The 17063-nt window shown below is 53.7% G+C and carries 15 protein-coding genes; 7 read left to right on the forward strand and 8 right to left on the reverse strand.

From position 1 onward, the window contains the following. From KQJ18_RS13845 to KQJ18_RS13865, 5 genes are all read right to left on the reverse strand, one after another. A partial coding sequence (locus tag KQJ18_RS13845; protein ID WP_216422130.1) for an aromatic acid/H+ symport family MFS transporter occupies window positions 1–1154 on the reverse strand: 1154 nt, incomplete at its 3' end. 320 nt (window positions 1155–1474) lie between these two features. Then, entirely contained in the window at window positions 1475–2665 is a 1191-nt protein-coding gene (lldD, locus tag KQJ18_RS13850) for an FMN-dependent L-lactate dehydrogenase LldD (RefSeq protein WP_038635300.1), read from the reverse strand. Beyond that, on the reverse strand, window positions 2662–3438 hold the full coding sequence (gene lldR, locus KQJ18_RS13855) for a transcriptional regulator LldR (protein WP_006687599.1): 777 nt from the start codon (window positions 3436–3438) through the stop codon (window positions 2662–2664). The genes lldD and lldR overlap by 4 nt, the downstream gene beginning before the upstream one ends. After that, the gene (gene lldP, locus KQJ18_RS13860) at window positions 3435–5090 is read right to left on the reverse strand and encodes an L-lactate permease (RefSeq protein WP_038635296.1); all 1656 of its coding nucleotides are present in this window, start codon (window positions 5088–5090) and stop codon (window positions 3435–3437) included. The genes lldR and lldP overlap by 4 nt, the downstream gene beginning before the upstream one ends. 260 nt (window positions 5091–5350) lie before the next feature. Continuing rightward, window positions 5351–5713, reverse strand: coding sequence for a YibL family ribosome-associated protein (locus KQJ18_RS13865; protein WP_038635293.1), 363 nt, complete (start codon window positions 5711–5713; stop codon window positions 5351–5353). 293 nt (window positions 5714–6006) lie between these two features. Between KQJ18_RS13865 and KQJ18_RS13870 the strand changes: the two genes are divergently transcribed. Beyond that, window positions 6007–6213: a hypothetical protein gene (locus KQJ18_RS13870; RefSeq protein ID WP_003827334.1), complete on the forward strand. Its 207-nt coding sequence runs from the start codon at window positions 6007–6009 to the stop codon at window positions 6211–6213. A gap of 12 nt (window positions 6214–6225) precedes the next feature. Here the strand turns inward: KQJ18_RS13870 and mtlR are convergent, their stop codons facing one another. From mtlR to mtlA, 3 genes are all read right to left on the reverse strand, one after another. After that, window positions 6226–6816: a mannitol operon repressor MtlR gene (gene mtlR, locus KQJ18_RS13875; RefSeq protein WP_005120486.1), complete on the reverse strand. Its 591-nt coding sequence runs from the start codon at window positions 6814–6816 to the stop codon at window positions 6226–6228. Continuing rightward, window positions 6813–7961, reverse strand: a complete 1149-nt coding sequence (gene mtlD, locus KQJ18_RS13880) for a mannitol-1-phosphate 5-dehydrogenase (RefSeq protein WP_121529697.1) — start codon at window positions 7959–7961, stop codon at window positions 6813–6815. Before mtlD ends, mtlR begins: the two co-directional genes overlap by 4 nt. 138 nt (window positions 7962–8099) lie before the next feature. Continuing rightward, window positions 8100–10013 carry a PTS mannitol transporter subunit IICBA gene (gene mtlA, locus KQJ18_RS13885; protein WP_216422131.1) on the reverse strand — a complete coding sequence of 638 codons (1914 nt, stop codon included), beginning with the start codon at window positions 10011–10013 and terminating at the stop codon, window positions 8100–8102. Window positions 10014–10543: 530 nt separating this feature from the next. Between mtlA and KQJ18_RS13890 the strand changes: the two genes are divergently transcribed. The 6 genes from KQJ18_RS13890 to KQJ18_RS13915 all read left to right on the forward strand — a co-directional run. Continuing rightward, on the forward strand, window positions 10544–10906 hold the full coding sequence (locus KQJ18_RS13890; protein ID WP_069323722.1) for a DUF3302 domain-containing protein: 363 nt from the start codon (window positions 10544–10546) through the stop codon (window positions 10904–10906). 2 nt (window positions 10907–10908) lie between these two features. Next, a complete protein-coding gene (locus tag KQJ18_RS13895; protein WP_038635278.1) occupies window positions 10909–12045 on the forward strand; it encodes an HlyD family secretion protein in 1137 nt (378 codons plus the stop codon). A 96-nt stretch (window positions 12046–12141) separates the two neighbouring features. Then, window positions 12142–12750: a glutathione S-transferase gene (locus KQJ18_RS13900; protein ID WP_204526321.1), complete on the forward strand. Its 609-nt coding sequence runs from the start codon at window positions 12142–12144 to the stop codon at window positions 12748–12750. Between the two features lie 98 nt (window positions 12751–12848). Further along, entirely contained in the window at window positions 12849–14240 is a 1392-nt protein-coding gene (gene selA, locus KQJ18_RS13905; RefSeq protein WP_137351228.1) for an L-seryl-tRNA(Sec) selenium transferase, read from the forward strand. Then, complete coding sequence (gene selB / locus KQJ18_RS13910) at window positions 14237–16084, forward strand: selenocysteine-specific translation elongation factor (protein WP_085049091.1); 1848 nt, start codon at window positions 14237–14239, stop codon at window positions 16082–16084. Before selA ends, selB begins: the two co-directional genes overlap by 4 nt. A gap of 185 nt (window positions 16085–16269) precedes the next feature. Next, window positions 16270–17063, forward strand: a 794-nt coding sequence (locus KQJ18_RS13915) for an iron-containing alcohol dehydrogenase (RefSeq protein WP_216422132.1), incomplete at its 3' end; no start/stop codon positions are given.

Consider the following 17063-nt stretch of genomic DNA (forward strand, 5'->3'; position numbering starts at 1 on the left):
ATACCCGTCGCGCGGCAGTGGGTAGGATAGAACGTTGCGGCCAGCGTCTGCAGCCCGGATTGCGCACCGTTCATGGTAATCCCCATCAGGAAGATCAGGGCGCCGAACAGGATGATATGGTTATGCTCAAACCCGAGGGCGAGGGCAAACAGCATCGTCAGAATAAAGCCGAGTGATACCACTTTATGTGCTTCCCAGCGATCCATTAACCAACCGGCCAGCAGGATCCCGGTCGTACCGCCGAAGGTAAACAGCGAAGTTAACCAGGCCGATTCCGCCAGCGGATAGCCCATGCCCAACATCAGAGTGGGCATCCAGCTCAGCAGTACGTAATAGATAACCAGTCCCATAAAGTAGGTCATCCACAGCATCAGCGTGCCCGGCAGCCAGGGCATACTGAACAACTGCGCCACGCTGCCTTTTTTGACCGTAACCTTGTCTTCATCCAGATAAAACTGGGTGACCTGTTCCAGACTGCCCGACATAAAGCGTTGGGCAATACGTTTCACCTGCGCAACGCTTTTGCCACGGTGCACCAAATACTTAACCGACTCCGGCAGGAACAGCACCAACAGCACGGTGAGCGTCAGTGGGGCGATTGCGCCAGCGAGCAGCACGCTGTGCCAGCCGTAGTTGGGGATCAGCCAGGACGAGATGACGCCACCGCCCGCAGCCCCTAATGGAAAGCCGCAATACATGGTGTTTATTGCCATCGAACGGCAGCGTTTGGGCGCAAATTCTGACACCAGAGTAATGGCATTGGGCATTGCTGCGCCGAGTCCAAGCCCGGTGAGGAAGCGCCAGAACGTTAACATATTCAGCGTCTGTGCGTAGGCGGTGCCGAGACTGGCGAGGCCAAAGAACAGGCAGGAAAAGACCAGTACGCGCTTACGGCCCATCCGATCGGAAATCGGTCCGGCTAATAATGCGCCAAATGAGAGACCCAATAATGCGGCGCTTAAAACAGGCCCGAGATCCTGCTTCTGGATGCCCCAGTCAGCAGAGAGCGTGGGCGCAATATAACCCATCGCCGCCGTATCGAAGCCGTCAATGGCTAACACCAGAAAGCCCAGGACAATAATCACCCAATGGAAGCGTGAAAAAGGACTGTCGTCTATCGCCTGCTGGATATTCACTTTACCGGAATAAGCCATGTCACCCTCGCCCGTTATGATGGTTGTTATCTACCCGTCATACTTCAAGCTGCATGTGCGTTGGCTTTCCTCGCTCACCCCAGTCACGTACTTATGTACGCTCCTGAGATTCGCTGCGTTGCCGCCTTCCTGCAGCTCGAATTATTTGGGTATCTGTATAAAATGCTCTTGTATTAGCTTGTATATACATTTGGCAGGTGGATAAAAAGTTGTCAAATATATTGGTTGTAAATGTTAACCAGTCGTTATTTTTGCATAAAAAATGGTCGGGCTGAGAACAGGCCGACCATGCAGAAAACGCGATTTTACGAGAGATAGTGTTACGCAGCGCTACCCTGAGCCAGAGGCGCTAATGCAGCTGGCAGGTTCTTACCCAGCTCCTGTACCAGTGAATCGCGGCTGATTTCGCTAATCGATTTCGCACCGGTTAAGGTCATCGCCACCTTCATCTCTTTCTCGATCAGGTTCAACAGGTTCGCTACACCGGCCTGGCCGTGGGTTGCGAGTGCGTACAGATAAGCACGCCCCAGCAGCACGCTATCCGCGCCCAGCGCAATCATGCGCACAACGTCCAGACCGTTACGGATCCCGCTGTCTGCCAGAATAGTGATATCGCCTTTCACCGCATCGGCAATGGCGGGCAGCGCGCGAGCAGAAGACAGCACACCATCTAACTGGCGGCCACCATGGTTAGAAACAACAATGCCATCCGCGCCAAAACGGACGGCATCGCGGGCATCTTCCGGATCGAGGATCCCTTTGATCACCATCGGGCCATCCCAGAATTCGCGGATCCACTCAAGGTCTTTCCACGAAATTGACGGATCGAAGTTATTCGCCAGCCAGCCAATGTAATCCTCAAGGCCGGTAGGTTTGCCAAGATAGGTTGAGATATTGCCTAAGTCATGTGGGCGACCATTCAGGCCCACGTCCCATGCCCACTGCGGATGGGTAACCGCTTGCCAGTAACGACGCAGCGCGGCATTGGGACCGCTCATACCGGAATGGGCGTCACGGTAGCGTGCGCCCGGCGTAGGCATATCGACGGTAAAGACCAACGTGGAGCAGCCCGCCGCTTTGGCGCGTTCCAGCGCGTTGCGCATAAAACCACGATCGCGCAGAACATATAACTGGAACCACATCGGACGCTTGATGGTCGGAGCGACTTCTTCAATTGGACATACGGAAACCGTGGAAAGCGTAAACGGAATGCCTTTGGCGTCAGCGGCAGCGGCGGCCTGCACTTCTCCCCGACGCGCATACATTCCGCACAGGCCGACAGGCGCGAGGGCCACGGGCATGGAGAGCGTTTCGTTGAACAGCTTTGTCTCGAGGCTCAGATCGGACATATTCTTCAGCACACGCTGGCGCAGCGCCACTTCTGACAGGTCTTCGACGTTACGGCGCAGAGTGCGCTCGGCATATGCGCCGCCGTCAATGTAGTGGAACAAGAACGGGGGCAAAATACGTTGGGCGGCGGCGCGATAGTCGCTGGCGGCTGAAATAATCATGTGTTGTTCTCCCTGCTATTCTCACCAGGGTCACCGGGCAGGCGGGTGATACGCGCCTGGCGGGCCTGATCTTCATCAAATTGTTTAATCGTGGTGTGGACAAAGCTGAGGTGCGCCATCATGGCCTTACGTGCGCCATCGGCATCACCAGCGACAATGGCGTCCAGCACGGCCTGATGTTGTTCTGTAAGCTGTGAAAATACGGGCGGCACAAGGTACATACGTTGGCGGCTCTGTTTAACCGAAGACTGCAATACGTCGAAGAAACCGCGCATGGTCTGTAACAGCACCACGTTATGCGAGGCTTCCGCAATGGCGAGATGAAAGCGCACGTCCGCTTGCGAAGCGAGATCCGGATCTTCGCTCTGCGTGGCCTCGAAACAGAGTCTGATCTTCTCTTTGTCGGCGCTGGTGGCCCGCATGGCTGCGTGCCAGGCGGTACTGGCTTCAATGGCGTGGCGGGCTTCCAGAATATCGAAGCTGTAATCAGGATCGTCCGCCATCAAGGATTTCAGCGGCTGAACGATGTTTTGTTCAGACCAGGCTTCATGCTGCCAGCGAACAAACGTCCCGCCGCCGCGACGGCTGATTAACACGCCTTCACTCACCAGCTTTGCTAACGCCTCGCGCAGCGAGTTGCGCGATACGCCGAGCTGTACGGCCAACTGGCGCTCAGCGGGCAACTTCATGCCCGCCTCCAGCTGTTGTTCTTCAATCAGCGCCCGCACACGAGAAGCGACTTCGTCGGACAGGCGTCTGGGCATCACTATCATGGAATCATCCAGGTTAAGACATAGGCCTGCAGGGTGGTAATCACTCCCACCATGCAGGTGAAAATCAGGCTATGTTTCACGGTAAAGCGGAACAGATCAGACTCTTTCCCCACTAATCCCACTGCCGCACAGGCGATAGCGATAGACTGTGGAGAGATCATCTTGCCGGTAACGCCGCCGGTGGTATTTGCCGCCACCATCAGCACATCCGAAACGCCGATTTGCTGAGCCGCGGTGGCCTGCAGGGCGGCAAACAGGGCGTTAGATGAGGTATCGGACCCGGTCAGGAATACCCCCAGCCAGCCGAGGAACGGCGAGAAGAAAGTAAACGCGCTGCCGGTGTGCGCCAGGGCCAACGCCAGGGTTGATGAAAGCCCCGAGTAGTTAGAGATAAATGCGAATGCCAGCACCATCCCGATGGAATAGATCGGTAGCGCCAGATCTTTTAGCGTGTTGCCAAAGGTCTGCAGCGCAGCGGACGGCTTCATCTTCAACCAGACGATAGACAGCAGGGCGGCAAACAGAATCGCGGTACCGGTCGCGGAGAACCAGTCAAATTTGTACACTGCCGCGTAGGCTGTGGCTTCGTGTACGACCGGCGGCATACGGGCTACCAGCTTGTCGAGGAACGGAACCGGAACATTCACTACCCAGTGGTACATTGCGCCACCCGGCGCAAACAGCGCTTTAAACGGTGGTATGCTCCACAGCGTGACGGTGGCTGTCAGGAACAGGAATGGAGACCAGGCGCGGATGATTTGCCCCGCAGTGTAGCGGGTGCGCGACAGGTCCATATCGACCTGCGAAGCGCCCATGTCGCCGAAGCGGAAGATACGTACCGGCTGCCAGCGTTTCAGGAACAGCGTCAGACACACCAGTGAGACCAGCGAAGAGATAATGTCCGGCAGTTCCGGCCCAATAAAGTTCGAGCTGAGGTATTGGGCGATAGCAAACGAGCCGCCAGCGACCATTACCGCAGGCCAGGTTTCTTTCACGCCGCGCCAGCCATCCATAATCGCCATAATCCAGAACAGCACGATAATCGTCAGGAACGGCAACTGACGACCGACCATCTGGCCAATCTCAAAGCTGTCCAGTCCGGTAACCTGACCGGCAACCAGAATCGGAATGCCCATTGCGCCAAAGGCGACCGGCGCGGTATTCACGATCAGGCACAACCCCGCCGCATACAGCGGGTTAAAGCCAAGCCCCACCAGCAGCGCGGCGGTAATGGCGACCGGCGCGCCAAAGCCAGCTGCACCTTCAAGGAATGCCCCAAAGGAGAAACCAACGATCAGCATTTGCAGACGCTGGTCTGGGGTAATGGAGAGTATTGATGAACGGATGATGTCGAACTGCCCGGTTTTTACCGAGATTTTATAGACGAATACCGCTGCGATGATTATCCAGGCAATCGGCCACAGACCATAAAAGAAGCCGTACACCACCGAGGCCAGAGCGTGATCGACCGGCATTTTGTAGAACAGTAGGGCGACAGCCAGAGCAATCACCACCGTCCATGACGCCGCAACATAGCCTTTCAGCTTGAGCTTAATCAGGGCGAAGAAAAAGAACAGGATTGGGAGCGATGCGATCAGACTGGAAAGCCAGATGTTACCGGCTGGATCGTAGTTCTGTTGCCAGAGATTCATTGCAGGTCTCCTGGGGGCCTCAGACATAATGAAATGAGTCTTTGCTCATCTCTTCGTCACATTATGTGTAAAAGTGGCCCTGCCAATATTGTTGTGTAGGGGTAATGACAATGAATGGTTAATCAGATGTTATTTATTGGCAACGGTATTGTACGCGAATTTTAATGAAATGTGAGGTGATGGTAGGATCTGGTTATAATTGGTAGGGCCAATTGGCGGTGCGGGAAAGACCGGGCAAACGGATGTTGCCCGGCAGGAGATCAGAACTCGGTTTTTGCGAAGCCTGTCATCTCTTTCAGGCCCATTTCACGGCCAAGTTCGGTCATCGGGTGGACGACAATCAGACCACGCACGCTTTTCTTCAGCTTGCCCATGTCGGCCTGTTCTTTTTTGGTAATGGCGCGGCGGAAGGGAAGTTTCGTGAGCTTGTGCGCTTCTTTGCTCAGCTTCTGGCCGTGTACTTCACGCAGGCGCGCGATCTCGGCTTCCAGGGTTTCTTTCTCTTTTTCCAGCTCGGCATATTTGTCAGCGGCTTCAACCAGCGACAGGTCAGCCTGCTGGTGGCGGATAGCGTCCAGGCGATCGCTCAGGCGTTTAATTTCGTTTTTTTCGACTTCTTTCATAGGATAGCTTCTGATAAAAAATAGAATGTATATCCTATAGTATGCGCGCAGAGCGGGATTCTTCACAACAAATCGAAGGTAAATAATCAAATGCCGCAAGTATTAATCAGCTAATGATAATATTACGCTTTTGATTAATAAGGAATTTTAAGCAATAAGATCGGCGATGGCGCTTTCTGTTGGCGGGTTGATAGCGAAGCACGTTTTCCTCAATATAATCGCCCAACCGATCCTAAACTTAAATGATCAACCGCGCAGGCTAAGCGTGGTTAATACATGGAGGAGGGAAGATTATGGCGAAAATAGGTGAGAATGTTTCGGTCCTTATTGATAAGACTGTTGATTTCATGGCCTCAAGCCAGGCTTTTCGTGAGTATCTGAATAAAACACCGCCGCGCAACGTTGTCCCTTCTGAAATACCGCAGGAGAATGCGCAGCTGTATCTGCAACGTCTGGCGTACTATCGACAGCTTTATCGACCGCAGCAGGAAGAGAAATAAGCCTGCATGGCCTTATTTTTGAAAGGCTTTTTTTAAGCTGATTTTAGAAATCAGCTCGGTCAGGGAAAGTACCATCGTGGAGCGTACCATTTGCTGGTAGCGCTGGATTTGCATGGCGTGCAAACCTGAGTCTGAGGTATCAAACTGTGGCGGCGGCGGGAGTGCCGTCACGCAGTGAAGCTCGCCAAACGGCCCAAGAATCTCGTCGTCGGTAAACGCATACTCATTGCCGTCGTGATTCAGCTCTTCCCGCAGCGCCATCAGAAGCTCCGCATCTTCATACTCCGGGCGGCTGAGTACGCCCAGACCGTAGATTAGCTTCAAACGAACCGAAAGATCGCCCAATGGACCGTCGCCGTCGAGCAACGGTTCTACGGCATATTTCACCGCATAGTCATCTTTGCGAAATACCTGAAGCACAAGGATATTCACCGCCTCGGTGAGCAGTTCTACGGCGGTGATGAGGAAGCTGCGTACGGTTTTGCCAGCATTCAGACGCTCAAGCACACGATTTTCAAAGGCCTGCGTTTGTTCCATTATTGCCTGCATATCTGACAATCTGTCATTCGGGCGCAGGCTGACCTGCGCCACATTCTCTATCATTTGGTCGCGTTATATGCGTTAACCGCCTCCGCCACCACATCACTGTTGGCATCCAGACCGGATACCTGCGCCAGCGCGGCCTGTGGACCTTTTTCGTCAATCAGCGCGGCCAGTTCCTGTGCCTGCGGATCTTCTTCACTGCGGTAATGCATTGCAGCAGCAATACCGGTAACCAGATTAACGTGCGGTAGACCATACTCCAGCGTGCCCAGCAGCGGTTTAATCAGACGGTCGCCTGCACTCAGTTTACGCAGCGGCTGACGTCCAACGCGCTCAACATCATCTTTCAGATACGGGTTTTCAAAACGACCGAGGATCTTCTGGATATAAGCCGCGTGTTTATCGGCATCAAAACCGTAGCGTTTGATCAGTACCGCGCCGCTCTCTTCCATTGCACCTTTTACCACTGCGCGGATTTTCTCGTCGAGAATCGCGTCACGGATGGTCTGATGACCGGTCAATTTTCCGAGGTACGCGGTTATAGCATGCCCGGTGTTCAGCGTGAAGAGTTTACGTTCGACAAATGCCATCAGGTTATCAGTTAATTCCATTCCCGGGATGTTTGGCAGCTCGCCTTTGAACTGCGTTTGGTCGACAATCCACTCGCTAAATGTTTCGACGGTAACTTCCAGCGGATCGTTGGTCGCAGAAGCAGATGGCGGCACGATGCGATCCACGGCGGAATCGACAAAGCCAACATGTTCTTCAACCCAGGCTTTGTCTTCATCTGCCAGCGCGTTCATGACGTGGCCTTTCAGCTGCGTGGTTCCGCGCACCATGTTTTCACAGGCGATGATATTCAGCGGGGTAGAGATGCCCTGCGCTTTGCGTTTTACCAGCCCTTTAGCGATGGCCGGAGCGATACGCTCAAGCACAACCGGACCTACGGCAGTAGTGATTAAATCAACGTGGGCAATCAGATCGACGACATCATCGCCGATGCTGCTGACGGCGTTGACGCCGGAAACGGTATCAACCTGCTCGTTTTCACCCACAACATGAACCTGATAGCTATGACGGGCATTCAGGGCATCGAGCACGACCTGGTTTACATCTGCAAACGTCAGCTGTATCCCCGCGTCCGCCAGCAGTTTGCCGATAAAGCCACGACCGATATTACCTGCGCCAAAATGTAATGCTTTCATAGTATTAACCTTCATTAATGTTTTTACCCAAGAGGGCTGGGGTGAGGGACCGCATAGCTTTCCCCTCAACCTAACCCTCTCCACAAGGGAGAGGATTTTGTAGGCCCGGTAAGCGTGAGCGCCACCGGGCAATAACGCTTACTTACGACCTGCCAGCAGTTCCAGAACTTCATCCACGCTGGTGGTATGGGCCAGACGTTCGATCACGGATTCATCATCCAGCGCGTTGGTCAGGCTGGTGATGACCTGGATGTGCTCATTGTTACGTGCGGCGATACCAATGACCAGACGGGCAATATCGTCTTCTTCTTCACCAAAGCGTACGCCTTCCGGGTACTGGCAGAACACCACGCCGGTTTTCAGCACGCGGTCTTTGGCTTCTACCGTACCGTGCGGTACTGCGATGGATTCACCGAGGTAAGTCGGCGTCAGCTTTTCGCGGTCCAGCATGGCATCGACGTATTCCGGCTCAACATAGCCGCCTTTCACCAGTTGTTCACCGGCAAAGCGAATCGCTTCTTCTTTGTTAGAGGCTTTCCGGCCAAGGAAGATATTTTCCACACCCAGTTTGAACAGATGGGTATCACCCTCATCAAAGCTGTCTTTCAGGTGATCGCGGACTTTCTCTTCGTTCACGTTGTGGCGCTGTGCAGCGACCAGACGTTCGGTCAGGCTGGTATACAGACCGCTGTCGAGGAAGTTAGTCAGCGAGATGTGCTGTGCCTGAGGCACCTGACGCATCGCACGTTCAGTCAGGTCGCGGTGGGTAATGACCAGATCCACATCCGGCGGCAGATTGTTAATCGCGCTGTTGGTGACGGAAATCTGAGACAGACCGGCATCCTGCACTTTCTTACGCAGTACGCCTGCGCCCATGGCGCTGGAACCCATACCGGCATCGCAAGCCACGATGATTTTACGTACATGGCTCAGGTCGTTGGTCACGTCGCCAGCCGCCAGCGGAGATGCGCCTTTAGATTCCGCTTTCATGTCCTGCATACGACGGGTCGCCGCATCAATATCGTCTTCTTCTTTCACTTTGCTGGTTTTCAGCAGGATAGCTGAGACCACAAAGGAGACCGCCATGGCGGCACAGATAGCAGCGATGTTTGCGAAGTAAGCGCCTTTTGGCGTCATCGCCAGCACGGCCAGAATCGAGCCAGGAGAAGCCGGAGAAACCAGACCGCCATTCAGGATGGTCAGGGTGAATACGCCAGTCATACCGCCAAGGATAACGGCCAGAATCAGACGTGGGTTCATCAGCACGTACGGGAAGTAAATTTCGTGGATACCGCCCAGGAAGTGGATGATAGCCGCGCCGCCCGCAGACTGCTTAGCGCTGCCGCGACCAAAGAACATGTACGCCAGCAGGACGCCCATACCCGGACCTGGGTTAGCTTCAATCAGGAAGAAGATGGATTTGCCCATCTCATGGGACTGCTGAATACCCAGCGGTGAGAAAATACCGTGGTTGATGGCGTTGTTGAGGAACAGAATTTTTGCCGGTTCAACGAAGATAGACGCCAGCGGCAGCATGTCATGGACAACCATGAAGTTAACGCCTGCCGCCAGAATTTTGGACAGACCTTCAACCAATGGACCAATGCCGAGGAAAGCCAGGATGGCGAGGATCATACCGATGATGCCTGCGGAGAAGTTATTCACCAGCATCTCAAAACCGGATTTGATCTTACCGTCTACCCAGTTATCGAATTTTTTGATGCAGTAGCCGCCCAGCGGGCCTGCGATCATGGAGCCAAGGAACATCGGCATATCCGCGCCGACGATAACGCCCATGGTGGTGATAGCACCAACCACGCCGCCACGCTCGCCACCCACCAGCTTACCACCGGTATAACCGATCAGCAGCGGCAGCAGATAGGTGATCATCGGACCGACCAGCTTCGCCAGCGTTTCGTTCGGCAACCACCCTGTCGGAATGAATAATGCGGTGATAATACCCCACGCGATAAACGCGCCGATATTTGGCATCACCATATTGCTGAGGAATCGACCAAAGCTTTGCACCTTGATCTTAATATCGGATGACATAAAAACACCCCTTCTTATGTTTGCTATCGCGCAGGCTGAAAGCCCGAGGTTTGTTAATGTAGCGGCAGGAGGTAGCCGGACCCTGTAGATACTGCGAAATCTGGCACTGAATCGTTCAACTGTCCAGTCGACGGCCTTTAATGTGATGTTGGTCACGTAAATATAGGGTGTGTGGTGTCAGTTAATGTGATTTTCATCACAAAATAATGGTACAAAAAAACATCACAGTGCAAGTAATCGCGAAAAATGGCGGTTAAATGTGATCTTATTCACGTTTTTGTATTTGCTGTTTGTTGAATTTTTGTGATGTGATTCACAAAGTATTTTTGTCTCGGTTTAACCAAATGTGATCTGCGACGGGTTCTGGAGCTCATATTTTTCTTGCCAGATAAAGCAACTTAAAACCAGAAAAAATATTTTTTTTGTGGTATGGCGAAAACCGCAAACTGCGGTTATGTTCAAAGCATCAGCCAGGATGCGTACGGCTGCCGGCATAAAAAAACTCTAATTAGCGTGAATTCGAGGCAGGTATGTTTCTAAATTATTTCGCGTTAGGCGTGCTGATCTTCGTTTTTCTGGTTCTGTTTTACGGAATCATCGCCATCCATGACATTCCCTATAACATCGCTAAAAAGCGCAACCATCCGCATGCCGACGCTATCCATACGGCAGGGTGGGTAAGTCTTTTTACGTTGCATGTTATTTGGCCGTTCCTGTGGATTTGGGCCACGCTCTACCAGCCCGAAAAGGGGTGGGGGATGCAGTCGCACATCACGCCGACCGGAAAGGAACCTGACCCTGAAATCGCCGTGCTGGCCGCGCGCATAGCCCAGTTGGAAAAAAAACTGGATGGGGATAAAAAAATCGATAACTCCACCTTTCCGGAGATTTAATCATGGATTTGTTAATTGTCCTGACTTATGTGGCATTCGCCTGGGCCATCTTTAAAATATTTCGTATTCCGGTAAACCAGTGGACGCTTGCCACCGCAGCATTAGGTGGGGTGTTTATTGTGGCGGGACTCATCTTATTAATGAACTATAACCATCCGTATACCTTTACGGCGCAAAAAGCGGTTATTTCAATTCCCGTCACTCCACAGGTCACAGGAATTGTTAGTGAGGTAACAGATAAAAATAATCAGCTGATTAAAAAAGGCGAAGTGTTATTTAAACTCGATCCTGTGCGTTATCAGGCGCGAGTTGACCGGCTGCAGGCCGACCTGGTCACCGCGACCCACAACATCGACAATTTGAAAGCGCAACTGTCGGAAGCGGTCGCTAATACCACTCGCGTGTCTGCTGAACGTGACCGCCTGTATAAAGATTATCAGCGCTATTTGAAGGGTAGCCAGGCGAAGGTTAACCCGTTTTCCGAAAGTGATATCGACAATGCCCGCCAGAACTATCTGGCTCAGGATGCGCTGGTAAAAGGCTCAGTAGCGGAACAGACCCAGATTCAGAGCCAGTTAGACAGTATGGTCAACGGTGAGCAATCCCAGGTCGCCTCCCTGCGCGCCCAGCTTGCCGAAGCCAAATATAATCTTGAACAGACCGTTGTGCGTGCGCCCAGCAACGGTTACGTGACGCAGGTGCTTATTCGCCCGGGGACTTACGCCGCCGCGTTGCCTCTGCGACCCGTGATGGTATTTATTCCTGAACAAAAACGGCAAATCGTGGCGCAATTCCGCCAGAATTCACTGCTGCGTCTTGAACCGGGCGATGAAGCCGAAGTGGTATTCAACGCGCTGCCAGGCCAGGTGTTTAGCGGCAAGCTGACCAGTATCCTTCCCGTTGTGCCGGGAGGTTCTTATCAGGCGCAGGGGGCATTACAATCCTTAACAGTAGTACCGGGTACCGATGGCGTAATGGCAACCATTGAACTGGATCCGAATGCCGAGGTAGATGCGCTGCCGGACGGTATCTATGCCCAGGTGGCGGTCTATTCCGACCATTTCGCCCATGTGTCGGTGATGCGTAAAGTGCTGCTGCGCATGACCAGCTGGATGCATTACCTTTATTTGGATCATTGAGACCGTCATCACCTGCCATTTGCGCTGACCTGAGCCATACTAAGCTGTGCCCCCCAATCGTTGGGCATAGCTTTTTGTTGGCAAAAAGGACCCGGCATGAAACTCATTGGCAGCTATACCAGCCCTTTTGTGCGTAAAATTTCTATTCTGTTACTGGAAAAGGGCATCACCTTCGAATTTGTAAATGAACTCCCCTACAACGCGGATAGCGGCGTGGCGCGCTATAACCCGTTAGGAAAAGTGCCCGCGCTGGTTACTGATGAAGGCGAGTATTGGTTTGATTCTCCAATCATTGCGGAATACATAGAGCTGCTGGATATTGCGCCAGCTATGTTGCCGCGTGAACCGCTGGCGGCGCTGAAGGTACGTCAGTTGGAAGCGCTGGCAGACGGCATTATGGATGCCGGTTTAGTCTCGGTACGCGAACAGGCTCGCCCCGCCGCACAGCAGTCAGAAACAGAGTTGTTACGCCAGCGGGAGAAGATCACCCGCAGTCTGGATGTGCTGGAAAGCTATCTGGCGAACGGTACGCTGAAAACGGATACGGTTAACCTGGCCACCATTGCGATTGCCTGCGCTGTCGGCTATCTCAATTTCCGTCGGGTCGCGCCCGGCTGGTGTGTGGACCGCCCGCGTCTGGTCAAACTGGTGGAAACGCTCTTTCAACGCGAAAGTTTTGCCCGTACGGAACCGCCAAAGGCTTGATACACGTTATGTCCGCCTGAGCAAAGTCACGATACAATCCTTCCTATATCGATAGCCCTCTCCGCGGTGGAGAGGGCCACCAACAGCCAGGCCCTTTCATGACAACCGACATGCGTTCACTCTACAGCCAGCTTCCTGCTATCGATCGTCTATTGCGCGATAGCGCTTTCTCCGCCTTACGTGAATCCCACGGTCATACCCGGGTAGTTGACCTGCTGCGTCACATGCTCGACGAAGCCAGAGAAGCCATTCGCGACGCCCACGCGCTCCCGGCATGGTGTGAGGACTGGGCGCAAGAAGCCAGAGCCCGGCTGGAACGTGAATCGCAAAGCGCGTTGCGTCCAGTGATTAATCTGACCGGAACGGTGCTGCATACTAACCTGGGTCGTGCGTCGCAGGCCGAGGAAGCCATCGATGCGGTGGTGCAGGCGATGCGCACGCCGGTGACGCTGGAATACAGCCTGGATGATGCCGGGCGCGGACATCGGGATCGGGCGTTGGCGGATTTACTCTGTCGCCTGACGGGGGCCGAAGACGCTTGTATCGTGAATAACAATGCGGCAGCGGTTCTGCTGATGCTGGCCGCCACGGCTAACGGCAAAGAGGTGGTCGTTTCGCGCGGTGAGCTGGTGGAAATTGGCGGCGCGTTTCGTATTCCTGATGTGATGTGTCAGGCCGGATGTACGCTACGCGAAGTGGGGACCACCAACCGGACCCACGCGAAGGATTACCGTCAGGCGGTGAATGAAAATACCGGCCTGCTGATGAAGGTGCATACCAGTAATTACAGCATTGAAGGCTTTACGAAGTCGGTGGATGAGGCAGAGTTGGCCGCCATTGGCCGGGAGCTGGATGTAGCTGTGGTGGCGGATCTCGGCAGCGGTTCGCTGGTCGATCTCAGTCAGTATGGTTTGCCGCAGGAGCCAATGCCGCAGCAACTGATCGCCGCAGGCGTGAGTCTGGTGAGCTTCTCTGGCGATAAACTGCTGGGTGGGCCACAGGCCGGAATTATCGTCGGTAAAAAAGAGATGATCGCCCGCTTGCAGAGCCATCCGCTGAAACGTGCGTTACGGGCAGATAAAATGACGCTGGCGGCGCTGGAAGCAACGCTGCGGCTCTATCTGCATCCGGAAGCGCTGGCGGCGAAATTGCCGACGTTACGCCAGCTCACCCGCTCGCAAGAGGCGATCCACACGCAGGCCCAGCAATTACAGGCGCAGCTTGCCGATCGTTACTGCGACGAGTTTGCTTTGAATGTGATGCCTTGCCTGTCGCAGATTGGTAGCGGTTCGTTACCTGTCGACAGGTTACCCAGCGCGGCATTGACCTTTACCCCACATGACGGGCGCGGTAGTCGCCTCGACGCGCTGGCCGCCCGCTGGCGTGCGTTGCCCGTGCCGATCATTGGGCGAATTTATGATGGCCGCATGTGGCTGGATCTGCGCTGCCTTGAAGACGAGACCCGGTTTATGGAGATGATGCTGAAATGATTATTGCAACCGCCGGACACGTTGACCACGGAAAAACAACGTTATTACAGGCAATTACGGGGGTGAATGCCGACCGTCTGCCGGAGGAAAAAAAGCGTGGCATGACCATCGATCTCGGCTATGCCTACTGGCCGCAGCCGGATGGGCAGGTGCTGGGGTTTATTGATGTTCCCGGACATGAAAAGTTTTTGTCCAACATGCTGGCGGGTGTAGGCGGTATCGACCACGCGCTGCTGGTTGTCGCCTGTGATGATGGCGTGATGGCGCAAACGCGTGAACATTTGCAAATTCTGCAACTGACGGGCAATCCGCAAATCACCGTGGCGCTCACGAAAGCCGATCGCGTGGATGAGGACCGCATCAATACGGTGCGTGAAGAGGTACACACCACGCTGGAAAACTATGGTTTTGCCGATGCGGCTCTGTTTGTGACTGCCGCCAGTGAAGGCCGTGGAATCGAAGAACTACGCGACCATTTATTGCAATTAACCTCGCGCGAGCATGCCCGCGATCACAGCTTCCGTCTGGCGATTGACCGTGCTTTTACGGTTAAAGGCGCAGGGCTGGTGGTGACCGGGACGGCGCTCAGCGGTGAAGTGAATGTCGGTGATACGCTGTGGCTGACGGGCGTCAACAAGCCAATGCGCGTACGTAGCTTGCATGCGCAAAATCAGGCTACTGAGCATGCTCATGCCGGGCAGCGTATTGCGCTGAATATTGCCGGCGATGCGCAAAAAGAAGCGCTAAATCGCGGCGACTGGCTGCTTTCAGATGTCCCGCCAGAGGCTTTTACCCGCGTGATTGTCTCTTTAGAGCATGCCGCGCCGCTGATGCAGTGGCAACCGCTACATATTCACCACGCGGCCAGCCATGTCACCGGGCGCATCTCATTGCTTGAAGGTACGCTGGCGGAACTGGTGTTTGATACACCGTTGTGGCTCGCCGATAACGACCGCCTGGTGCTGCGCGATATTTCTGCCCGCACGACGCTGGCTGGCGCACGCGTCGTCACGCTCAACCCACCGCGCCGCGGAAAGCGTAAACCGGAATATCTGCAGTGGTTGTCGGCGCTCGAAAATGCGCACACCGACGGCGACGCCCTGGCGCTGCATCTGTCGCGCGGGGCGGTGAATATTCCTGACTTCGCCTGGGCGCGTCAGCTCAATGGTAACGGTATGCGTCCGTTGATTGAGCAACATGGTTTTATTCAGGCGGGGTATAGCCTGTTGAATGCTCCCGTTGCCGCGCGTTGGCAGCGAAAAGTCCTCGATACGCTGGCGACCTATCACGAACAGCACCGTGATGAGCCAGGGCCAGGGCGCGAACGCCTGCGTCGTATGGCGTTGCCGATGGAAGATGAAGCGCTGGTATTGCTGCTGATTGAAAAGATGCGCGAGAGCGGCGCTATCCATAGCCATCACGGTTGGCTGCATTTGCCGGATCACAAGGCGGGTTTCAGCGATGAACAGCAGGCTATCTGGCAAAAAGCAGAACCGCTTTTTGGCGATGAGCCGTGGTGGGTGCGCGACCTGGCAAAACAGACCGGGACGGATGAGCAAATGATGCGCGTGGTATTACGACAAGCGGCGCAGCAAGGCATTATTACTGCGATCGTGAAAGATCGTTATTATCGTAACGATCGCATTGTGTCTTTCGCCAATATGATCCGCGAGCTGGACCAGGAGAAAGGATCGACCTGCGCCGCCGATTTTCGCGACAGGCTTAACGTGGGGCGTAAATTGGCTATCCAGATTCTGGAATATTTTGACCGCATTGGTTTTACGCGTCGTCGCGGGAATGATCATTTATTACGCGATGCATTACTGTTTCCTGAAAAACAATGAAACAATTAATTCAGAGATTAAATGAATTAATACAAAATATATATTGATTGCAATCAGCACATTAGATTATGAACCTAATGTGCTTTTTTATTTTGAATGTGATTAAAATAACAACCGCGATCATATTTTGCTGGAAAATGCACACGTATGCTTCCTGACTCTTTAGAGTAATTAAGGATCGTACAATGGCTGCTTCAACATTTTTTATTCCTTCTGTGAATATAATCGGCGCTGATTCATTAAAAGACGCGATGAATACCATGGCTGAATATGGTTTTCGCCGCACGCTGATTGTCACGGATGCCATGTTGACCAAATTAGGTATGGCTGGCGAGATTCAAAAAGCATTACAGGAACATGATATTTTCAGCGTAATTTACGATGGTACGCATCCTAACCCGACGACCAGTAACGTAGCTGCTGGCCTGAAAATGTTGAAAGAAAACGACTGTGATAGCGTTATTTCTCTCGGCGGCGGTTCGCCACACGATTGTGCGAAAGGCATTGCGCTGGTGGCCGCTAACGGTGGCTATATCGGCGATTACGAAGGCGTTGACCGCTCTGCAAAACCGCAGTTGCCGATGATTGCCATCAACACCACGGCGGGTACAGCATCTGAAATGACCCGTTTCTGCATCATTACCGATGAAGAACGCCATATCAAAATGGCGATTGTCGACAAGCACGTCACTCCGCTGCTGTCGGTCAATGACTCCTCGCTGATGGTCGGTATGCCGAAGTCTCTGACGGCGGCCACCGGAATGGATGCGCTGACCCACGCTATCGAAGCCTACGTTTCTATTGCTGCAACCCCGATTACCGATGCGTGCGCGCTGAAAGCGGTCACCATGATTGCGGAAAATCTGCCGGTTGCCGTTGAAGATGGCAGCAATGCTCTGGCACGTGAAGCCATGGCTTACGCGCAGTTCCTCGCAGGCATGGCATTTAACAACGCCTCTCTGGGTTACGTGCACGCCAT

This window comes from Citrobacter sp. S55_ASV_140, assembly GCF_018919505.1.
In the GTDB taxonomy this organism is placed as follows: Bacteria; Pseudomonadota; Gammaproteobacteria; order Enterobacterales; family Enterobacteriaceae; genus Citrobacter; species Citrobacter werkmanii.